Source organism: Bradyrhizobium sp. UFLA05-125, assembly GCF_059803515.1.
In genome coordinates this window covers 1-15,471 of the sequence record NZ_JBANBJ010000123.1, presented here as the reverse complement: position 1 = coordinate 15,471, position 15,471 = coordinate 1, and the positions used below count along the sequence as shown (strand labels likewise).

The following is a 15,471-nucleotide window of genomic DNA, read 5'->3' as shown; positions in this document are numbered from 1 at the left end:
CACATAAGTGCACACCTGCCGGAGTACATGGTGCCATCGGCGTTCGTGCGGCTGGCGGCGCTGCCGCTGACGGTGAATGGCAAGCTGGACCGCAAGGCGCTGGCTGCGCCGGACGATGAGGCGTATGCGCGCTCCGCCTATGAGGCGCCGCAAGGCGAGATCGAGATCACGCTGGCACAGATCTGGGCCGAGCTTCTGGGTGTTGAGCGGGTCGGACGCCACGACGACTTCTTCGAACTGGGCGGGCACTCACTGCTAGCGGTGCGGCTTCTCAGTCGAGCGCTCGATGCCGGGTTCAAGTTTACCGCCGCCGATCTCTTCCAAGCTCCTGTTCTGAAGGAACTTGCATTGAAGGTTCATTTGGAGCCACAGCCCAGTAGTCCGGGAGTGATTTGTGTTCGCGCAACCGGATCGCAGCCGCCGCTGTTCTTTGTTCCCACAGGCTTAGGAGATCGTTCCTATATCCTCAACCTGGTGGAGGAAATGGACGCGGACTGTCCAATCTATGGTCTACCGTGGCCTTCTTTCAGTGAAGTTTGTTCACCAACTCTTGAAGCGATAGCCTCGCAAGTCATTCCGGCGATCAGGGAGATACGGTCCCGGGGTCCATATCGATTTGCTGGATACTCATCAGGCGGAATATTGGCTTACGCCATAGCCGAGCAGTTACTGAGCCTCAATGAAACTGTCTCATTTATGGCGTTCATTGATGTTGCCCTACCCGCAAAGCCAGCCGGCATGACGCCCACCCAGATGGTATGCGAAGTGGTGCTGGAAACTCTTGAACCCCTTGAGGACGAGCACTTTAAACTATTAAAGCGCTTTGCACGACACAGTTCAATCGCTCAATTACTTGAGAAGGCTCATCAAATAGGAGCTATACCTCCGGATCACAATGATGCTTTGATGTACGAGAGAATTGAGCAGTTTCAAAGGGCGCTGCAGCTATATCGGGCTCCGTCGCTGCCAATTGACGTACATCAGTTTTACGCGACGGATTCTTCCGTAAGTTGTTGCGCACGACTAGACAAGAGCTCAATAGCTCCAAAGATGAGCTCGCCGATGCGAGGCTGGGACAGGGTTTTGAGTGTAGCAGCCATTGATACCACACCGATTCCAGGCAATCACGCGACGATGATGAACACTCCAGAAAACCGCAAAGTCCTGGCACGCTCGTTATCAAGAGCCTTAAATAGCTCACCGACGTGATCTGAGGCCGCCGGCGAACTGGACCATTTTTGGTTAGAGTTTTTCGCGATTTCCCCGGCCGGAAGGAGCGAAGAACGATGAAGGCTCGAGGTTTTCGGGCGCCCAGAAGGCGTTCATTTGAAGCTCCACTGAAAGTCCTTGAAGCGGCGTGCGGGTTGATCGGTCTTCTCGGCCGTAGCCCGGGCCGCCGTCAGTTCGTCCGCGATCATGGCGAGCAGCCGCGTGTTGCGGGCGAACGCTACGCCGCCAATCGAGGAATAGCTCTCTCGACCAATCGCAAGAATCGGGTGTTGCGTGTCCCCGCAACCAAGATTTCAAAAAAGGACAGAGGATGACCCAGCATCTCGGCGCAGGGACGCAATCGAATAGCAATCGTGCCTCACTCTATTCCGTCAGAAACCCCGGATATACGAAGGCGCCCTTGATCGTTTCTGCGTCCTTCTCGCTAATTCCTTGACCGCGAACAGCATCTACCACGAGGCGCGCACTTGTTCGGTCATGCTCGCGACAATCGCTTTGGCCTCTTCGGCATCCAGCAGAAAGCGGGCATGTTGCAACAACACGTTCTTTCCATTTGCAAATCGCCCCTGGTCGCCAACCTCCAGCGCTAGATCACGATGTTCCTGCAGGGCACTATAATGTCGCCTCAAAAAGGCGATCGATGCAATCGCCACGGATCTGCGCGGCTAGTCTCTTATGTTGTTCGGCAAACTGCATCCTGAAGGCATCCCTATGCCTGTGGCAGCCAGAAATTCCGCTGTTTGTAGTCCGAATTTGGTGTCCTCGGTGTTGTTCGCGGGATTGCTGACCGCCGAAAAATCCGCATTTGCGTATATTTTTTCTTTATACGCGATCGCGTATGACGCTTGGATATACGGATTTGCGTATATTGACAGTTTATACGCACTTGCGTATACTGCGTGCGGAGGTCAACATGACGCAGCACATTGCCCGCACGGAAAAGCAACTCGGTGCCATTTTGCGTCGGGCACGCAAACAGGCAGGCCTCACCCAATCAGGCCTTGGTAAGCAGATCCACCTGCGTCAAGGAACTGTGTCTCGGCTCGAAGCGGGCGCGCCTGCCATTCAGCTCCGTACCCTCATGGAAGCGTTGGCCGCGCTCAATCTTGAACTGGTCGTCCGTACCCGCTCTAAGGCCAGCCCAACCGATATCGAAGGCATTTTCTGATGGGGCGCCCACCAGCAAATGCGCCGCTGAACGTATTCGTCAACGCGCGCCTGGCCGGCGTTCTCCGGCGCGAGTCCAGCGGCGCAATAGACTTTCGCTATGATCCGCAATGGCTCTCCTGGGAGTCGACTTTTCCGATCTCCTTGTCGTTGCCGTTGCGCGAGGACCGTTATATCGGCGCGCCGGTCATCGCCGTGTTCGACAACCTGTTGCCGGACAGTGAACCAATACGCCGACGCGTCGCGGAACGGGTCGGGGCCAACGGAACCGATGCCTACAGCGTGCTCGCCGCACTCGGGCATGATTGCGTCGGCGCACTCCAGTTTCTTCCTCAGAATGTCGATCCCGGGCCCGCAGGGAAGATCGAAGGTAAGCCCGTCAGCGCGCGTGACATCACGGCTATCATTCAGAACCTCGCCGCCGCTCCGCTCGGCGTGGACGAAGACGAAGATTTTCGAATCTCCATCGCCGGCGCCCAAGAGAAGACGGCTCTACTGCGCCGTGATGGCAAGTGGTGCAAACCGACCCGCACTACGGCGACGACGCATATCCTGAAGCCGCAGACCGGCCGTCTACCGAATGGCATCGATCTCTCGAATAGCGTCGAAAACGAATATCTCTGTCTCAAGCTGCTGGCGGCGCTCGGCATACCGGCGGCTAATGTCGAGATCGCCGATTTCGGTGAGCGTCGCACGTTGATCGTCGAGCGCTTCGATCGCCGCTGGACAAAGGACAAACGGTTACTTCGCCTTCCGCAGGAAGATTGCTGTCAGGCTCTGTCGGTACCCCCCACCCGGAAATATCAATCGGATGGCGGACCCGGGATGAAAGACATCCTGCAACTCCTCAAAGGCAGCGATGCGCCGACCGAAGATCTCGCCACATTTCTGCGGGCGAGCATTGTGTTCTGGCTCATCGGCGCTACGGACGGTCATGCCAAAAACTTTAGCCTCTTCCTAAGTCCGGGCGGACGCTTTCGCCTCACGCCGCTCTATGATGTCCTGAGTGCGCAACCGAGCCTTGATGCCGGGCAAATTCAACGCAAAGCATTCAAACTCGCGATGTCGGTTGGCAAGAGTCGTCACTATGCAGTGAATGATATCCTGCCACGTCATTTCATACAGACAGCCGAAATCGCGGGCGTCGGCGCTGCTGTGGTCCATGCGATCTTCAAGGACCTCGTCGAAAACTTCGAACGAACCTTTGTGAAAGTGCAGATGGCGCTTCCCAAAGGCTTCCACGAAGAATTGACAAATTCGATAAGGGCAGCCGCACTTCACCGCATCGGCCTACTAAGCGATGCCTGACACTTCATCGCAGCCGATGCCCCATCTTTCCAAGCCGTTTACGGCTTACCAATCTTTCCACGGCACAAAACTGGCACAAAAGAACCGCGGTATCATTTCCTCGATGCGGTCCCGGTTGGCACGATCGATGACGCACAGGCCTTGCCATCCGCTGCGATAGAGGGTCACTTGGCCCGGTGGTAACGGACCAGCGCTGGCCTCCGGTTCCCAAGCACGCCTCACTCGTGGGTGTTAATGCTGCGGTTACGATGATAATCAGCATAGACGGGCTATCATCCGCCGTCTTTATGCTCGATCGGGCTAGGGTGAGACGAATGTCGTCGTCGGGGTTGCCTTGGCGCCATCTCTTACTTCGTTCGGCGCGCTATTCGGAAATCGCTGGCGGAGAGGGAGGGATTCGAACCCCCGATAGGCTTGCACCTATGCCGCATTTCGAGTGCGGTGCATTCAACCACTCTGCCACCTCTCCTGAAGGCGCCAAATCGGGGTAGCCCCGTGCGGTCGGGGCGTGTTCTAGGCGAGGATGACGGGTCAGACAAGGCGGGCGGGACGAAAATCCAGGGCCTCGTCGATGACGCCTTGGTCGTGTGGACATTACGGACACGCGCCGCCGATCGAGTCGAGCATGTTGTCGATTACGGCCACGGCTGCACCGATGGGAGTGGCCCTCATCGACCTCATCAACAGCAAGCGGACTGACGAGCCGATCATGGCGCTTCCATCTGTTCGACGACGTTCTCGCCGCCGTACTGCGCCGCGGCGTTGGCCAGGAAGCGGCTCCCGCAAAATCACCGAAGAAGCCAGCAAGGCGATAAGAGACCAGAAGGAAATGCTGATGCCAATTCAAAGCAAGCAGCCAAAGACGGCAGCGGCGACCAGAAAGCCGTCGGCACGCCGGCGCAAACTCGATTTGAACACTGAGATCAATCGCGCGCTGAGTACGATCGAATAGTTCTGAGTTTTTCTGCTGAATGGCTGGACATTTCCGTGCTCCCTGGTAGGCGGGAGCACGACCGGTCTCTCGGCCACCGGCGCCCGCATCGGTCACTGCCGGAGATGTTCTTTGTCTGACACATGATGGTCGGGCCGTTGGGTTGAATCGTGCAACCGGCGGCCGAGGAAAGTATCAGGTGGCTGGCTGGACTGAAGTATTTTTACGGACTCCGCGATGCGCAGGCGGGCGACTTCAATTGCATCTGCAAGTTCCGCAGCATTCGTTCGATAGATAATTGGGGAACGAGGATAGATCATGATGCCTCTTCGACAGGACTGTCGCGCTTGTCCGAGAAAATAGGTAAATACGCGCGAGAGGTGGAACAGAAGACCCATCAAAGCGAGCCAACCCTGAATGATTTCCGCGTTCTGATCATCGAGAACGAGTATTTTCTGGGCGATGACCTCGCCAAAGCGCTTCGGTCGCTCGGCGCTCGCGTGATCGGACCACTCGCCGAACTCAACGCTGCGATGGCCACCAGGCAAGACGGTTTCGATGGCGTGGTGATTGATATCAGCCTGCGCGGGGAATCTGCTTATCCGGTTGCGGACGAACGTGCTGCGTCCCGGCAGGCCTCTTGCGCTCATCAACAAAGGGCGCTCTCCCGCTCTGGCCACGTTCGTCGCTTCAACTGCCGTTTTCTTCAGCTGAGACTATTAGGGTGTAACTTTCCCATGAGTGAGATTGTGTCGGGCTCGATGCGCGTCTTGATGCGTCGCCCGTCAGTCGTGAATAGCCGGTCAGGCCTTACCTCGTGGGGATCTCTGGCCGCTAAGCCGGGACTGTCGGAGGCTGATTACACATCCGGGCGACATCGACCACAACGTATTCAAGCTCACAGGGCTTTTCCCATCGCTGCACATCTCGAAAGCGATCAGGGACCAAGCCGGCACCATAGCCAGTCATGAAAATAAAGGGTTTGCCGATGCGCTTAAGTTCGTCCGCAAACGGATAGCTAGATTCGCCGCGCAAATTTATGTCGAGCACGGCAACATCAAAGCTGTCTTGATGGACGGACAGTGCTTCTGCGAGTCTGGGAATTGGTCCGATTACATGAGCGCCGAGCGACCGAAGCGAACCTGCAATGTCATCCCCGACAAAATACTCATCCTCGACGATGAGAACGCGGCAGCCGCATATAGATGCTTGGTGGGCCATGTTACCACCTATCTCAATCGTTCCGCCAAGTAGGACAAATGCCCTTCACTGCAAACGTTCCGGCATAATGTTTCAACTTCCGCGCCTATTGCGGAAAGAATTGGCACGTTCGCGGTTTGGTCCGACCTAGGAAAGTATTTCCAAAAACGGGCAAAACCTTCCGCGAACAGCGCTGATGTTGTTAGTGAATCTACTGAGAACAAATTAGCGACGATGGCCAATCGGAAAGCCAAGCTTCAATGACGGCGGCGTACCATTCGCGGCACCGCTTGCGCCTACGCTTCTACGAACCAGCCGCGTTGATTCTTGGTCACGGCAGGGATCGGGACGGCCTTTTTGAGCCGACGTGAATTGCTTCACACTGATTTCTCGGACCAATCCTAAAATCGTGGCGCGCAATGACCCGCTGCTCACTAAGGAACTAGGAATCCATTTGCCGGGCAGCTGTTGTGCGGCTAACTCTGCTTTAGCAGGGGACGGCAGATGCAAACGAAGGCGCGCGAGTACATTGATTTTTGGGTCGAGAACAGCATTCACGCCGCTGAGCAGTACGGGACTCCCGGCTCTTCGCAGGACGTGAGCGAATTAGTCGTTCGTCTTATCGCAGGGGCGAAGGGGCAAGGCATTTCCCAAAAGGCTATGGAGAAAGAGGTCGGTGGCTTGACGGACTATGTCCGTGACAAACTCGCGACTGCGAACAAAGTCGAGAAGGATCGCCGCGAGTGAGCTAGAACGGGATTGTTCGACGATAGTCAAGCCGAAAAGCGGCCCGTGCATTGCTTGGGTGGTCACAAGCTTATCTAGCGCAAGGCTGCAAAATGCACCGCAACACGCTAGCCGATCTTGAAGGCGGCAAACGTGGTTTGTCGTGATGAATGAGCTTAGCAACACCGGGATCGAATTCACCGAAACTGGCGTTCAACTTCGGAGGCGCCGTCCTGCGTGTCAAAAAGTAGCGCTCAACCTATAGGTAGTCAATTTTGGATGCCGATCCCCCGGCTTAGGGGGACAATGTTGCAGGTCGACGTCAGCGAGGCCAAAGCACGGCTGCAGGGGCCTTGCTTCTTGAGCCGAAACCTAAAATTGACCGTGCAGATTCCGCAAAAAAATTTTTGCGTAGCTCTTGAAATGGACCCCGGTTTTTCTAATTCGTTTTTTGCCGCTTGCGGGCGGTGCCGGGCGCCAGCTTTTGGGACCGGCGGACTGAACAGGGCGCCAGACAGGGTCCTGAACCGACGTCTTGCGCTCCTTCGTACCATCTTGCTCTTAGGAGGACTTGGCTATGAGGACTTACGATTTTGCTCCCCTGTGGCGTTCGACCATCGGCTTCGATCGCCTTTTCGATCTCCTCGACGAAACCCAGCACAGAACCGAGGATAACTACCCGCCCTACAACATCGAGCGGCTGGGCGAAGATCGCTACCAGATCTCCTTGGCGCTGGCTGGTTTCAGCCCGGATGAGATCGCCGTGACCGCCGAGCAGAACGTGCTCACGGTGGAAGGCCGCAAGAGCGATAAGGACCAGCACGAATACCTCTACCAGGGTATCTCGGCGCGACCGTTCAAGCGGCAGTTCAACCTTGCCGATTACGTGCAGGTGAAGACCGCGACGTTCGACAACGGTCTGCTGCGGGTCGAGTTCGTCCGCCAAATCCCCGAAGCCCTGAAGCCCCGGCGCATCGCAATCGACGGTGGCGCTTCAGCCAGGCAAATCATGCAGAAGGCGGCCTGAGCCGCGTCTTGCCTGATCGTGTCACGCGCGGGCAGCATCCGTCCACGCATCAATAGGCTTCATGTCAAGGAGGATACCATGGGTGTTCGTGACCTTATTCCACGGACGAAAGGCCAGCAGCTCTCGACCGGGCAGGAGGCTTTCGATCCGTTTTTCACGCTTCATCGCGAGATGAACCGGCTGTTCGACGACGTCTTTCGCGGAGTCGGTTCGTTCGGACGATTGGCCAATCCGCTGATGGAAGGCCAGTTCGGCTGGCCCAGGCTCGAACTCAGCGAAACCGATAAGTTTGTGACTGTTTCCGCTGAACTGCCGGGTCTCAGCGACAAGGACGTTCAGGTTGAAATCGCCAACGGCGTTCTTTCAATCCGCGGCGAGAAGAAGGCCGAGCGAAGCGACGAATCGAAATTCGTCAGCGAGCGGTATTACGGATCGTTCCAACGTCAGATACCGCTGGAGGAGGTTGAAGAAGACAAGGCCCAAGCAGATTTCAAGAATGGGGTCCTAACTGTGACGATCCCGAAATCGGAGCAGTTAAATCGCAACGTCAAACGCATAGCTATCAACACTAACTGACGCCGAAGGCGGCGGCGTCTCGCCGCCGCCTTCGCCCCAAACCCATAGCAACTCGTCCCTCGACGAAAGGAGCAAATGGAGACAAGAAATGAGCGAGGCTGATCGTATTGCCAAATGTGCTGATTCCTTCCGTCCCGTATTCCACTACGATTCCCCGGACAGCGTATTGAACGATGCCGAACTTTCGACAGACGAGAAGCGAGTGATCCTCTCGTCCTGGGCGTCGGATATGTACGTCGTCGAATCCCACCCAGCGCTTCGTGAAATCCCCGGTATCCCACACAGACTACGTTTGGACGATATCCTCGCGGCACTGAAGGAATTGGACGACGAGAATGATCCGTCGCCTCGGATGGCCATGCGGGTCGCTCGTTTCAATAGGCTCGATTGCGGCTGTTTCGACAAGCCGCAGCCTTCCATCGGAAGGCGGGCGGCCACGATACCGTATCGATCGACTCAACCTTCACACCCGCACGGTCATCCGCGGTGGACGCGCGAGGCGAATGTGAGGCGATATCGCAAGCTTCTCAACACACAGCTGACCGATATTGAACGCAACTTCATACAGCGACGGCTAGCTGAAGAGTTGCAGGCTTGACTAGTCGTCAAGGGCCAACTCGAACCGAGTTGAACGGAGATGTCTGCGATCGATGAAAGCCTCAGCGAGATCAGATCAGTGCGAAACGACATTTGACGTGATTGCAGGCTGCTTCAAGCCGATCTGTCCGATGCTGAGCGAGCAATCATTGAGAAACGGCTGCTTGAACAGCGGTGAACTTTTGAATTGCTGTTAGCCTCTACGTTCCCTTCAGCGTTAGAGCTCTAAGGCAGTTCGAGGAAACTAGAAACCACGCCAGGAGGAGTTGGGTATGACTGCAGGCTCGTTAGCTCAGGTCAAGATGGGTACGGAAGCGCTTGCGCTTTGTGTGGCCGGCGTCTTGTGCGAACGCGATCCATCTCTGTTGGCCGCCTTTCGAGAAAGAGTACAAATGCTCAGTCGCGTCCTCGAAGATCGCGGAGACCATGAAGCGGCGGCGATGGTTGGCGCATTTGGGAGAGCGTTGGTCGATCCCGCATTCAGCTGTCTCTCGAACTAGTCGGTGCAAAAGTCCAATGACAAGATTTCCTGTAACCGCTGCAGTCATGTTGCCCTCGAAGAGGAGTTGAGGCACCGCATTCGAGTCGCGAGACCTTGCCTTGTTCAGAGAATCCAGCAGTCGATTTCCGACGATGCCAACCTGATTGAAAACTCGGAATACCAGGCTGCGCTCGCGGAGCAAAAACTTAATGAGGCTCGAATAGCCGACTTGGAAGACAAGCTCGCGCGCGCCGAAATCGTCGACGTATCGAAGCTTTCCGGCGATACGAAAAAGTTTGGTGCCACAGTGACGCTGATTGATGACGACACCGGTGAGAAGCGGATCTGGCAGATCGTCGGTGAGCCCGAGGCCGAAGCGAAGGAGGGCCGGATTTCGGTGACTTCACCGATCGCTAGGGCTCTGATCGGCAAGACCAAAGGCACAACGGTGCTCGTTGAAGCCCCGGGTGGCGCCAAGGCTTACACTGTCCGGCAAGTGGAGTGGCTCGAGGGCAAGCGAAAGAAACGATAGCTGGTGTGAGGGCAAAGCTCCATCTGACGGTGCTTATGCGGCTCGCTGTAGGCAAATTAGGAAGCGCCACCATGCCGACTAGCGCTCACTATAATCAGCGCCAAACAATCGAGGAAGAACGGACTTACCTCGAATCGTTGATCTGTGAAGATTTCGAGCGATGCCATCCCGGTGAGACGCTTGAAGACCTTAAGCGGCGAGCTTCATTTTCGAAGGAGGACAGGGGACCGTTGCACGACTGGATGGCGATCGCAGCGAGACGCGCCGCGGCTGATCAGGCCAAGCGACTGATCTCAACGGCGTAGGGTACCGCCGCTCGGTCGTTCAACCTCTTGGGTCTGGGAGGCGGGGACCTCCTCTTCTCGGCAGATGTGTTGAAGTTGTGTGGCGGGTTTGTTGCCTGCCTGGCAACCTTCGGCGTCGGTATAGAAAGGGCGGTACCCAGCGCGCGTCCGCCGGCTCCGAGACGAAGAGGGAGCCCTTTCGGTGGTCGGCGAGGCCCTCGGTCGCTGGCGCGGCCGCAGCCTATGGCGAAGAAGCGATTTCGAGTCGACCGGGTTCAATAGCAACTGCACCGGTCGCATTCGTTCGCGCGGGGCCGATGGCAGACAGCGGCGATCAAATCAGTCGTCAGCGGACGTCTGTGCCCCGGCTGTGCCCCGTAATTTTCGGGGCACAGGCGATGGGAGACTGTGAGGCAAGTTATTGATTTTATTCCGTTTCTGGTGGGCGCACAAGGGATCGAACCTTGGACCTCTCCCGTGTGAAGGGAACGCTCTCCCGCTGAGCTATGCGCCCGGGACCATTGTGCCGGTCAGGCGGTTGGCCGACCGGCACGTCAGAGCCCGCGATTTAGAAGTGCGGGCCAACGGTGTCAAGTTTTGAGGCGGCACCAAGCCGGAAAATGATCCGTAGACCTCGCAAATCCCTGCGAAATCGCGTTTTGGTGGCCTATGCGCCCTGCTGGCGGGCGCGGGAGGCGTGGGCCTGGAGTGCGCGGATACGCTCGGCGAGCGTGCCGCCGCCTTCGGGCAGGCTGGTCGCGGCCACGCCGTTCGTCGTGGCGCCATTGGCCGGGTGAGGGGCGGGCTTGGGCGCCTGGCCTGCTTCGGTCGCGAGCAGCGCCTCGATCGGCGAGTTCGGGCCTTCGAGCTGTATCGCAAGCTTGGCCACCTCGGCGGCGATGTCGTTGATACGTTCGCGCAGCAGCGCATTCTCCATGCGCTCGGTCGCCCAGGAGCTCTCGGCCTGCTGCTGGATCGCGTTGATGTCGCGCTGAAGTTTTGCACGCTCGTCACGCGCGGCCTTGAGCTGCTCCTCGAGCGCAGCCTTCTCGTTGCGCAGCGCCTCCAGCGCCGGCGACTTGTTGCCGGCGCTGAGGCCCGCGATCTCGGTGCGCAAATCCTTGATGGTGCGCTCGGACGTCTCCTTGCCCTGTCGGAGCTGGTTGTTCTCGTACTCGCGCTCGGCGAGCAGCTTGCCTTGCGTCGCGAGCCGGCCTTCGAGATCGGTGACGCGGCCGGACAGCATCTCGGCCTCCTTGACCTGCACGATGAGCTGGCGGTCGAGCTCGGTGACGCGCTGGCTCAAATTCTCCACGCGCCCGCGGGCGTCCTGCAGCTCGCGCGAGGCGGTCTCGGACTCCGAGCGCTCCTGCGTCAGCCGCGCCTGGGTCGAGGCAAACTCCTTCTCGGCGTCGCCGACACGATTTTTCAGTTGCTCGATCTGCGTACGCACCGCGACCAGCTCGACCTGGCGGCTTTCCGCCATCATCGAACGGTCGGAGAGCTCATGATTGATCTTGGCGAGCTCGCCCTGCTTGTCGGTCAGCGCCTGTTCGGCGGTGCGCAAGCTTTCGGTCTTGGCGCTGAACTCCTCCTCGGTGGCGCGGAGCTGCTCCTTCACCGCCTTCTCGCGCGCCTCGAGCGCGAAGATCGTGGCGTTCTTCTCCCCGAGCTCGATCTTCATGCGGTTGATGGCGTCGCTCTTCTTGCCGAGCTCGGCAAGCTGACTCGTGGTCTTGCTCTTGAGCTGATCGACGCTCATTTCCAAGCGTCGCGCGGACATGGCGAATTCGGCGCGGAGCTGGTCCTTGTCGGCCTGGATCTCCGCCATCGAGAGCGGCGTTGCCGCCTCGAGCCGGCGCGTGGTCAGGCGCACCGCGCGGTTATGCACCAGCGGCACGATCGCGAGCCCGCACAGCATCGAAAGCAGGAAACCGATCGCAAGGTACATGATCGGTTCGACCATGGGCCAGAACTCCCAGAAACAAGGAAAAATTTACCAAAGACCATGCCATGGCGCGCCGGCAAAAAGCCAGCCCCGGCCCGTCGTTAACGTGAATCTGTAACCGAAAAAGAAGGTGTGCCTCGGGACGCGATGGCTCCCCCGCTGGCTCGCAACGGCTCCATCCATCCCGCGTGCCGCGACGATACAGTGATGCAGCTGATTTGCCCGACGGTTCCGCACGATGCGCAAGGCATCGCGCCGGCGGTCATCACCGGCTACTTTGCATGGGGTTGTTTTCGACATTTTTGTCGAAGGCCCCAGTTGAGGCTCGCTAGAACGGGTTCCAGGTCGCGCGCGGCGTATATTTCAGATAGCCGATATTAGCCCCGAGTCGCAGGCCGATGCCGGACCGGATCGGCACCAGCACGATGTTGTTGGCGGTCAGCGCCGTCATGCCGAAGCCGCCGATGATGTAGGCGGAGCCGTCGATGCCGGCGAAGCGCTGGTAGATCGCGTTGGTGGCGGGCAAGTTGTAGACCAGCGTCATGGTGCGCGCGCCGTCGCCGCCCCAGTCGAAGCCGAGCGAGGGTCCCTGCCAGAAGACCCGCAAGTCCCCGGCGTTCTTGGTGTAGAGCGTGCCTTCGCCATAGCGCAGGCCCGCGACGAAGGCGCCGGAACCTTCCTCGCCGAGGATGTAGCCGTTCGGCAGGCCCCATTGGCTGACCGCCTTCTCGATGATCGAGGCGAGTCCGCGCGAGACGTTGCCGAAGAAACGATGGCCGGCGCCGACGAGCTCGTCCGGCCCATAGGTGTTCGGCGTAGGGGTCCGCTGCGGCGGCGGCAGGTTGGGCGGCGGGGCCTGCTGCGCGGAGGCCGGCACGATCCAGCCCACCAGCGCGGCGACTGCGACCGCGGCGAGGTGTGATGCGAAAGTCATAAAAGAACCCCTGGTATCGAATCCGGTCGCACCCTTAACCTGACGCCAACAGGCGAGGGCTAGGTTGCGCCGAATGTCCCCTCGACTCGGATGTTATCCGCAGCAACTATGACGGCACCACGGCAGGAAGAAAGCCCTTTGCGCCCCGGAATTGCCTTGATCGGCCCCTGGATCGCCCTATTGGCCGGCTTTTGGCTCGCCTTTTACGGCCTGGCCGTCGAGGCCGCCACCACCGAGCGGATCGTGGTCAACCGCTTTTCCGGGGTGGCCATCGAGGGGTTCGACCCCGTTGCCTATTTTGTTGATGGCGGGCCCGCCCTTGGTACGGCCGAGTTCGAGGCAAGCCTGTGGGGCGCAGTCTGGCGGTTCCGCAACGAGGGCAACCGGGCGGAGTTCCTGGCCCATCCTGAGGTCTATGGACCGCAGTTCGGCGGCTATGATCCCACCGATATCGCCCGCGGCGTCGTCATTGCCGGCAACCCCCGCTTTTTCGTGATCTCCGCCCAGCGGCTCTATCTGTTCAGCCGGGAGGACAGTCGCGACGCCTTTGCCGCCGATCCGGAGCGTTTCCTCTATGAAGTCGGCAAGCGCTGGCCCGCGCTCCAGGAGCAGCTCAGCCAGTAGGGCCGAACGCGCCTTGCGGGTCGCCCCAGGCGATAAACTCCGGGACGATGAAGCTTTCACGCCTCTCGCCGAACCGAATCTCGCCGCCCTTGCCGTCGGTGACCTTGCCGCCCGCAGCAGTGACCACGGCACAGCCGGCCCCGACGTCCCATTCGGAGGTCGGGCCGAGGCGGGGGTAGATGTCCGCGCTGCCTTCGGCGACGCGGCCGAATTTGACGGCCGAGCCTGCGGTCTGCCTGACCGCGCCGGGCCGGCCGGCAATGAAGGCTTCGCTCAGTGCATCACAATGCGAGCGGCTGACCGTGGCAACCCAGGGCTGGCCCGGCTTCGGCAGCTTTCGGGTGCGGATCGGTTCGGTAGCTCCGATGATAGCACCATCAAACGTCACGCGCTCCGCGCCGTGCCCGACGACGCCGCGCCAGAGCAGGCCGAGTGCGGGCGCGCTGACGATGCCGAGCAGCGGCACGCCATCGGTGATGATGGCGAGATTGACGGTGAACTCGTCGCGGCCGGCGACGAACTCCTTGGTGCCGTCGAGCGGATCGACCAGGAAGAAACTGCCATGAAATGGCGGCGTCGCCAGCTGGGCCCGCTCTTCCGACAGCGTCGGCACTTCTGGCGCGAGCTGCAAAAGCCCCTCGCCGATGATGCGGTCGGCGGCGAGGTCCGCTTCGGTGACCGGCGAGCCGTCCTGCTTGCCGTCGATCCGCATTGCGGCCCGATTGACGGCGAGGATCGCTTCGCCCGCCTTCAGCACCAGCGCGGTCAACGGCTCCATCAGGCCAAGGGCGGTCGCCCCATCAATGCGCCCCTTCACCAGCATGCCTCATTCATCGGCAACCTCTTTCGCCTCAAGTTGATTCGTGTCCCTTATGGCCGCTTCGAGCCTATCGCAAGCGCTAGCTGCAACGGGGGTACGGATGTTAGAACCCGGGCCAATTTCAGGGCACGCGTGATTCGCCGCCTTTTGGCCGTGCAATTCCAGGAACCATCGATGTCTGGCATCTCGTCACCCGGTACCGCTACTGCTCCCGATATGCTCGAACTCGCGGCGCTTCTGTGCTCGCGGGTCTGTCACGACCTCATCAGCCCTGTCGGCGCCATCGTCAACGGCCTCGAGGTCCTCGATGACGATCCCAAGCCCGAGGATCGTGAATTCGCGCTGGACCTGATCCGTAAGAGCGCCAAGACGGCATCGGCGCGGCTGCAATTCTGCCGGCTCGCCTTCGGCGCGGCGGGATCGTCCGGCGCGCAGATCGATCTCGGTGACGCGCAAAACATGGCGCGCGGCCACATCGAGGACGGCAAGTGTACCATCACCTGGAATCTGCCGCGGCTCTTGTTGCCGAAGAACCGCGTCAAGCTGCTGCTCAACATGCTCGTGATCGCGCAGCATACGATCCCGCGCGGCGGCATGCTGAAGGTCGATCCGATCGGCGAAGGCGAGACCATGAGCTTTCGCGTCACCGCCACCGGACACAATGCGCGCCTGCCGCAGAACATCGCCGAGCTCTTGAGCGGCGAGCGCGGACCCGCCGCGGACGCGCATGCGATCCAGCCCTATTATACGCGCCTGCTGGCGCAGGCCTGCGGGCTTACCGTGAAGCTCGCGCCGGAGGGCGAGGCGATAACCGTTACGGCTTCGTAAACGGCAACCGCACGGCACTCGTTAATCAAAGCTTTACGGGGCGCTTCGAAACCTTCGAAGCGCCTTATCTCTTTGTTGGTTCCGTTCTTTTGCACTTACTCAACCAATATTAAACGCTTTGCGGAGAAGCTGGCCCCATTCTGAAAGGCGCACATGTGCGCTCTCCCTTATGAAGGCCTGTTTCCATGGATGATCTGTTGCGGGAGTTTTTGACGGAGACCAGCGAGAGCCTGGACACCGTCGACAATCAGCTGGTGA

The 15,471-nt window shown here is 59.2% G+C and carries 17 protein-coding genes, 2 tRNA genes and 1 pseudogene; 12 read left to right on the top strand and 8 right to left on the bottom strand.

Annotated elements, in window-relative coordinates; all coding sequences use genetic code 11:
- Nucleotides 1-1,209, top strand: a 1,209-nt coding sequence (locus SO156_RS44270) for a thioesterase domain-containing protein (protein ID WP_498539228.1), incomplete at its 5' end; no start/stop codon positions are given.
- A gap of 470 nt (nucleotides 1,210-1,679) precedes the next feature.
- Here the strand turns inward: SO156_RS44270 and SO156_RS44265 are convergent.
- Nucleotides 1,680-1,883, bottom strand: a complete 204-nt coding sequence (locus tag SO156_RS44265) for a hypothetical protein (RefSeq protein ID WP_498539227.1) — start codon at nucleotides 1,881-1,883, stop codon at nucleotides 1,680-1,682.
- 260 nt (nucleotides 1,884-2,143) lie between these two features.
- Here SO156_RS44265 and SO156_RS44260 point away from each other — a divergent pair, with 260 nt between their 5' ends.
- Together SO156_RS44260 and SO156_RS44255 are read left to right on the top strand one after the other, a co-directional pair.
- Nucleotides 2,144-2,398, top strand: a complete 255-nt coding sequence (locus tag SO156_RS44260) for a helix-turn-helix domain-containing protein (protein WP_498539226.1) — start codon at nucleotides 2,144-2,146, stop codon at nucleotides 2,396-2,398.
- A complete protein-coding gene (locus tag SO156_RS44255) occupies nucleotides 2,398-3,705 on the top strand; it encodes a type II toxin-antitoxin system HipA family toxin (RefSeq protein WP_498539225.1) in 1,308 nt (435 codons plus the stop codon). The genes SO156_RS44260 and SO156_RS44255 overlap by 1 nt, the downstream gene beginning before the upstream one ends.
- A gap of 379 nt (nucleotides 3,706-4,084) precedes the next feature.
- On the opposite strand, the gene SO156_RS44250 is transcribed toward SO156_RS44255, so the two are convergent.
- Nucleotides 4,085-4,174 (bottom strand) — tRNA-Ser (locus SO156_RS44250).
- Nucleotides 4,175-4,330: 156 nt separating this feature from the next.
- Here SO156_RS44250 and SO156_RS44245 point away from each other — a divergent pair.
- Nucleotides 4,331-4,657: a hypothetical protein gene (locus SO156_RS44245; RefSeq protein WP_498539224.1), complete on the top strand. Its 327-nt coding sequence runs from the start codon at nucleotides 4,331-4,333 to the stop codon at nucleotides 4,655-4,657.
- Between the two features lie 92 nt (nucleotides 4,658-4,749).
- Here SO156_RS44245 and SO156_RS44240 read toward each other — a convergent pair whose 3' ends face one another.
- Both SO156_RS44240 and SO156_RS44235 read right to left on the bottom strand, forming a co-directional pair.
- Entirely contained in the window at nucleotides 4,750-5,286 is a 537-nt protein-coding gene (locus SO156_RS44240; RefSeq protein WP_498539223.1) for a hypothetical protein, read from the bottom strand.
- Between the two features lie 184 nt (nucleotides 5,287-5,470).
- A complete protein-coding gene (locus SO156_RS44235; RefSeq protein ID WP_498539222.1) occupies nucleotides 5,471-5,857 on the bottom strand; it encodes a response regulator in 387 nt (128 codons plus the stop codon).
- A gap of 483 nt (nucleotides 5,858-6,340) precedes the next feature.
- Here SO156_RS44235 and SO156_RS44230 point away from each other — a divergent pair, with 483 nt between their 5' ends.
- The 6 genes and pseudogenes from SO156_RS44230 to greA all read left to right on the top strand — a co-directional run bounded on the left by SO156_RS44230 (nucleotide 6,341) and on the right by greA (nucleotide 9,775).
- Nucleotides 6,341-6,583 carry a hypothetical protein gene (locus SO156_RS44230; protein ID WP_498539221.1) on the top strand — a complete coding sequence of 81 codons (243 nt, stop codon included), beginning with the start codon at nucleotides 6,341-6,343 and terminating at the stop codon, nucleotides 6,581-6,583.
- Nucleotides 6,584-6,630: 47 nt separating this feature from the next.
- Nucleotides 6,631-6,729, top strand: a pseudogene (locus tag SO156_RS44225) (helix-turn-helix domain-containing protein); the annotation flags it as partial.
- 410 nt (nucleotides 6,730-7,139) lie between these two features.
- Nucleotides 7,140-7,589: an Hsp20 family protein gene (locus SO156_RS44220; RefSeq protein WP_498539220.1), complete on the top strand. Its 450-nt coding sequence runs from the start codon at nucleotides 7,140-7,142 to the stop codon at nucleotides 7,587-7,589.
- Between the two features lie 78 nt (nucleotides 7,590-7,667).
- The gene (locus SO156_RS44215) at nucleotides 7,668-8,165 is read left to right on the top strand and encodes an Hsp20/alpha crystallin family protein (protein WP_498539219.1); all 498 of its coding nucleotides are present in this window, start codon (nucleotides 7,668-7,670) and stop codon (nucleotides 8,163-8,165) included.
- A gap of 88 nt (nucleotides 8,166-8,253) precedes the next feature.
- Nucleotides 8,254-8,763 (top strand): hypothetical protein, encoded by a 510-nt coding sequence (locus tag SO156_RS44210; protein WP_498539218.1) that lies wholly within the window; start codon nucleotides 8,254-8,256, stop codon nucleotides 8,761-8,763.
- 502 nt (nucleotides 8,764-9,265) lie between these two features.
- Nucleotides 9,266-9,775 carry a transcription elongation factor GreA gene (gene greA, locus SO156_RS44205; RefSeq protein ID WP_498539217.1) on the top strand — a complete coding sequence of 170 codons (510 nt, stop codon included), beginning with the start codon at nucleotides 9,266-9,268 and terminating at the stop codon, nucleotides 9,773-9,775.
- A gap of 723 nt (nucleotides 9,776-10,498) precedes the next feature.
- Here greA and SO156_RS44200 read toward each other — a convergent pair.
- The 3 genes from SO156_RS44200 to SO156_RS44190 all read right to left on the bottom strand — a co-directional run bounded on the left by SO156_RS44200 (nucleotide 10,499) and on the right by SO156_RS44190 (nucleotide 12,941).
- Nucleotides 10,499-10,573 (bottom strand) — tRNA-Val (locus SO156_RS44200).
- Nucleotides 10,574-10,726: 153 nt separating this feature from the next.
- Nucleotides 10,727-12,025 (bottom strand): hypothetical protein, encoded by a 1,299-nt coding sequence (locus tag SO156_RS44195; protein WP_498539216.1) that lies wholly within the window; start codon nucleotides 12,023-12,025, stop codon nucleotides 10,727-10,729.
- 310 nt (nucleotides 12,026-12,335) lie between these two features.
- Nucleotides 12,336-12,941 (bottom strand): DUF1134 domain-containing protein, encoded by a 606-nt coding sequence (locus SO156_RS44190; protein ID WP_498539215.1) that lies wholly within the window; start codon nucleotides 12,939-12,941, stop codon nucleotides 12,336-12,338.
- 138 nt (nucleotides 12,942-13,079) lie between these two features.
- Between SO156_RS44190 and SO156_RS44185 the strand changes: the two genes are divergently transcribed.
- Nucleotides 13,080-13,565, top strand: coding sequence for a YHS domain-containing (seleno)protein (locus SO156_RS44185; protein ID WP_498539214.1), 486 nt, complete (start codon nucleotides 13,080-13,082; stop codon nucleotides 13,563-13,565).
- On the opposite strand, the gene SO156_RS44180 is transcribed toward SO156_RS44185, so the two are convergent.
- A complete protein-coding gene (locus tag SO156_RS44180) occupies nucleotides 13,555-14,388 on the bottom strand; it encodes a 3'(2'),5'-bisphosphate nucleotidase CysQ family protein (protein ID WP_498539213.1) in 834 nt (277 codons plus the stop codon). The genes SO156_RS44185 and SO156_RS44180 overlap by 11 nt on opposite strands.
- 171 nt (nucleotides 14,389-14,559) lie before the next feature.
- On the opposite strand from SO156_RS44180, the gene chpT reads away from it, so the two are divergent.
- Entirely contained in the window at nucleotides 14,560-15,213 is a 654-nt protein-coding gene (gene chpT / locus SO156_RS44175; protein ID WP_458151486.1) for a histidine phosphotransferase ChpT, read from the top strand.
- Nucleotides 15,214-15,471: the final 258 nt, after the last annotated feature.

Excerpts from the sequence above, each read along its gene's own strand:
- SO156_RS44260 (WP_498539226.1), top strand. The coding sequence starts at position 2,144 with ATGACGCAGCACATTGCCCGCACGGAAAAGCAACTCGGTGCCATTTTG.
- SO156_RS44255 (WP_498539225.1), top strand. The coding sequence starts at position 2,398 with ATGGGGCGCCCACCAGCAAATGCGCCGCTGAACGTATTCGTCAACGCG.
- SO156_RS44245 (WP_498539224.1), top strand. The coding sequence starts at position 4,331 with ATGTTGTCGATTACGGCCACGGCTGCACCGATGGGAGTGGCCCTCATC.
- SO156_RS44240 (WP_498539223.1), bottom strand. The coding sequence starts at position 5,286 with ATGAGCGCAAGAGGCCTGCCGGGACGCAGCACGTTCGTCCGCAACCGG.
- SO156_RS44235 (WP_498539222.1), bottom strand. The coding sequence starts at position 5,857 with ATGGCCCACCAAGCATCTATATGCGGCTGCCGCGTTCTCATCGTCGAG.
- SO156_RS44230 (WP_498539221.1), top strand. The coding sequence starts at position 6,341 with ATGCAAACGAAGGCGCGCGAGTACATTGATTTTTGGGTCGAGAACAGC.
- SO156_RS44220 (WP_498539220.1), top strand. The coding sequence starts at position 7,140 with ATGAGGACTTACGATTTTGCTCCCCTGTGGCGTTCGACCATCGGCTTC.
- SO156_RS44215 (WP_498539219.1), top strand. The coding sequence starts at position 7,668 with ATGGGTGTTCGTGACCTTATTCCACGGACGAAAGGCCAGCAGCTCTCG.
- SO156_RS44210 (WP_498539218.1), top strand. The coding sequence starts at position 8,254 with ATGAGCGAGGCTGATCGTATTGCCAAATGTGCTGATTCCTTCCGTCCC.
- SO156_RS44195 (WP_498539216.1), bottom strand. The coding sequence starts at position 12,025 with ATGGTCGAACCGATCATGTACCTTGCGATCGGTTTCCTGCTTTCGATG.
- SO156_RS44190 (WP_498539215.1), bottom strand. The coding sequence starts at position 12,941 with ATGACTTTCGCATCACACCTCGCCGCGGTCGCAGTCGCCGCGCTGGTG.
- SO156_RS44180 (WP_498539213.1), bottom strand. The coding sequence starts at position 14,388 with ATGCTGGTGAAGGGGCGCATTGATGGGGCGACCGCCCTTGGCCTGATG.
- chpT (WP_458151486.1), top strand. The coding sequence starts at position 14,560 with ATGTCTGGCATCTCGTCACCCGGTACCGCTACTGCTCCCGATATGCTC.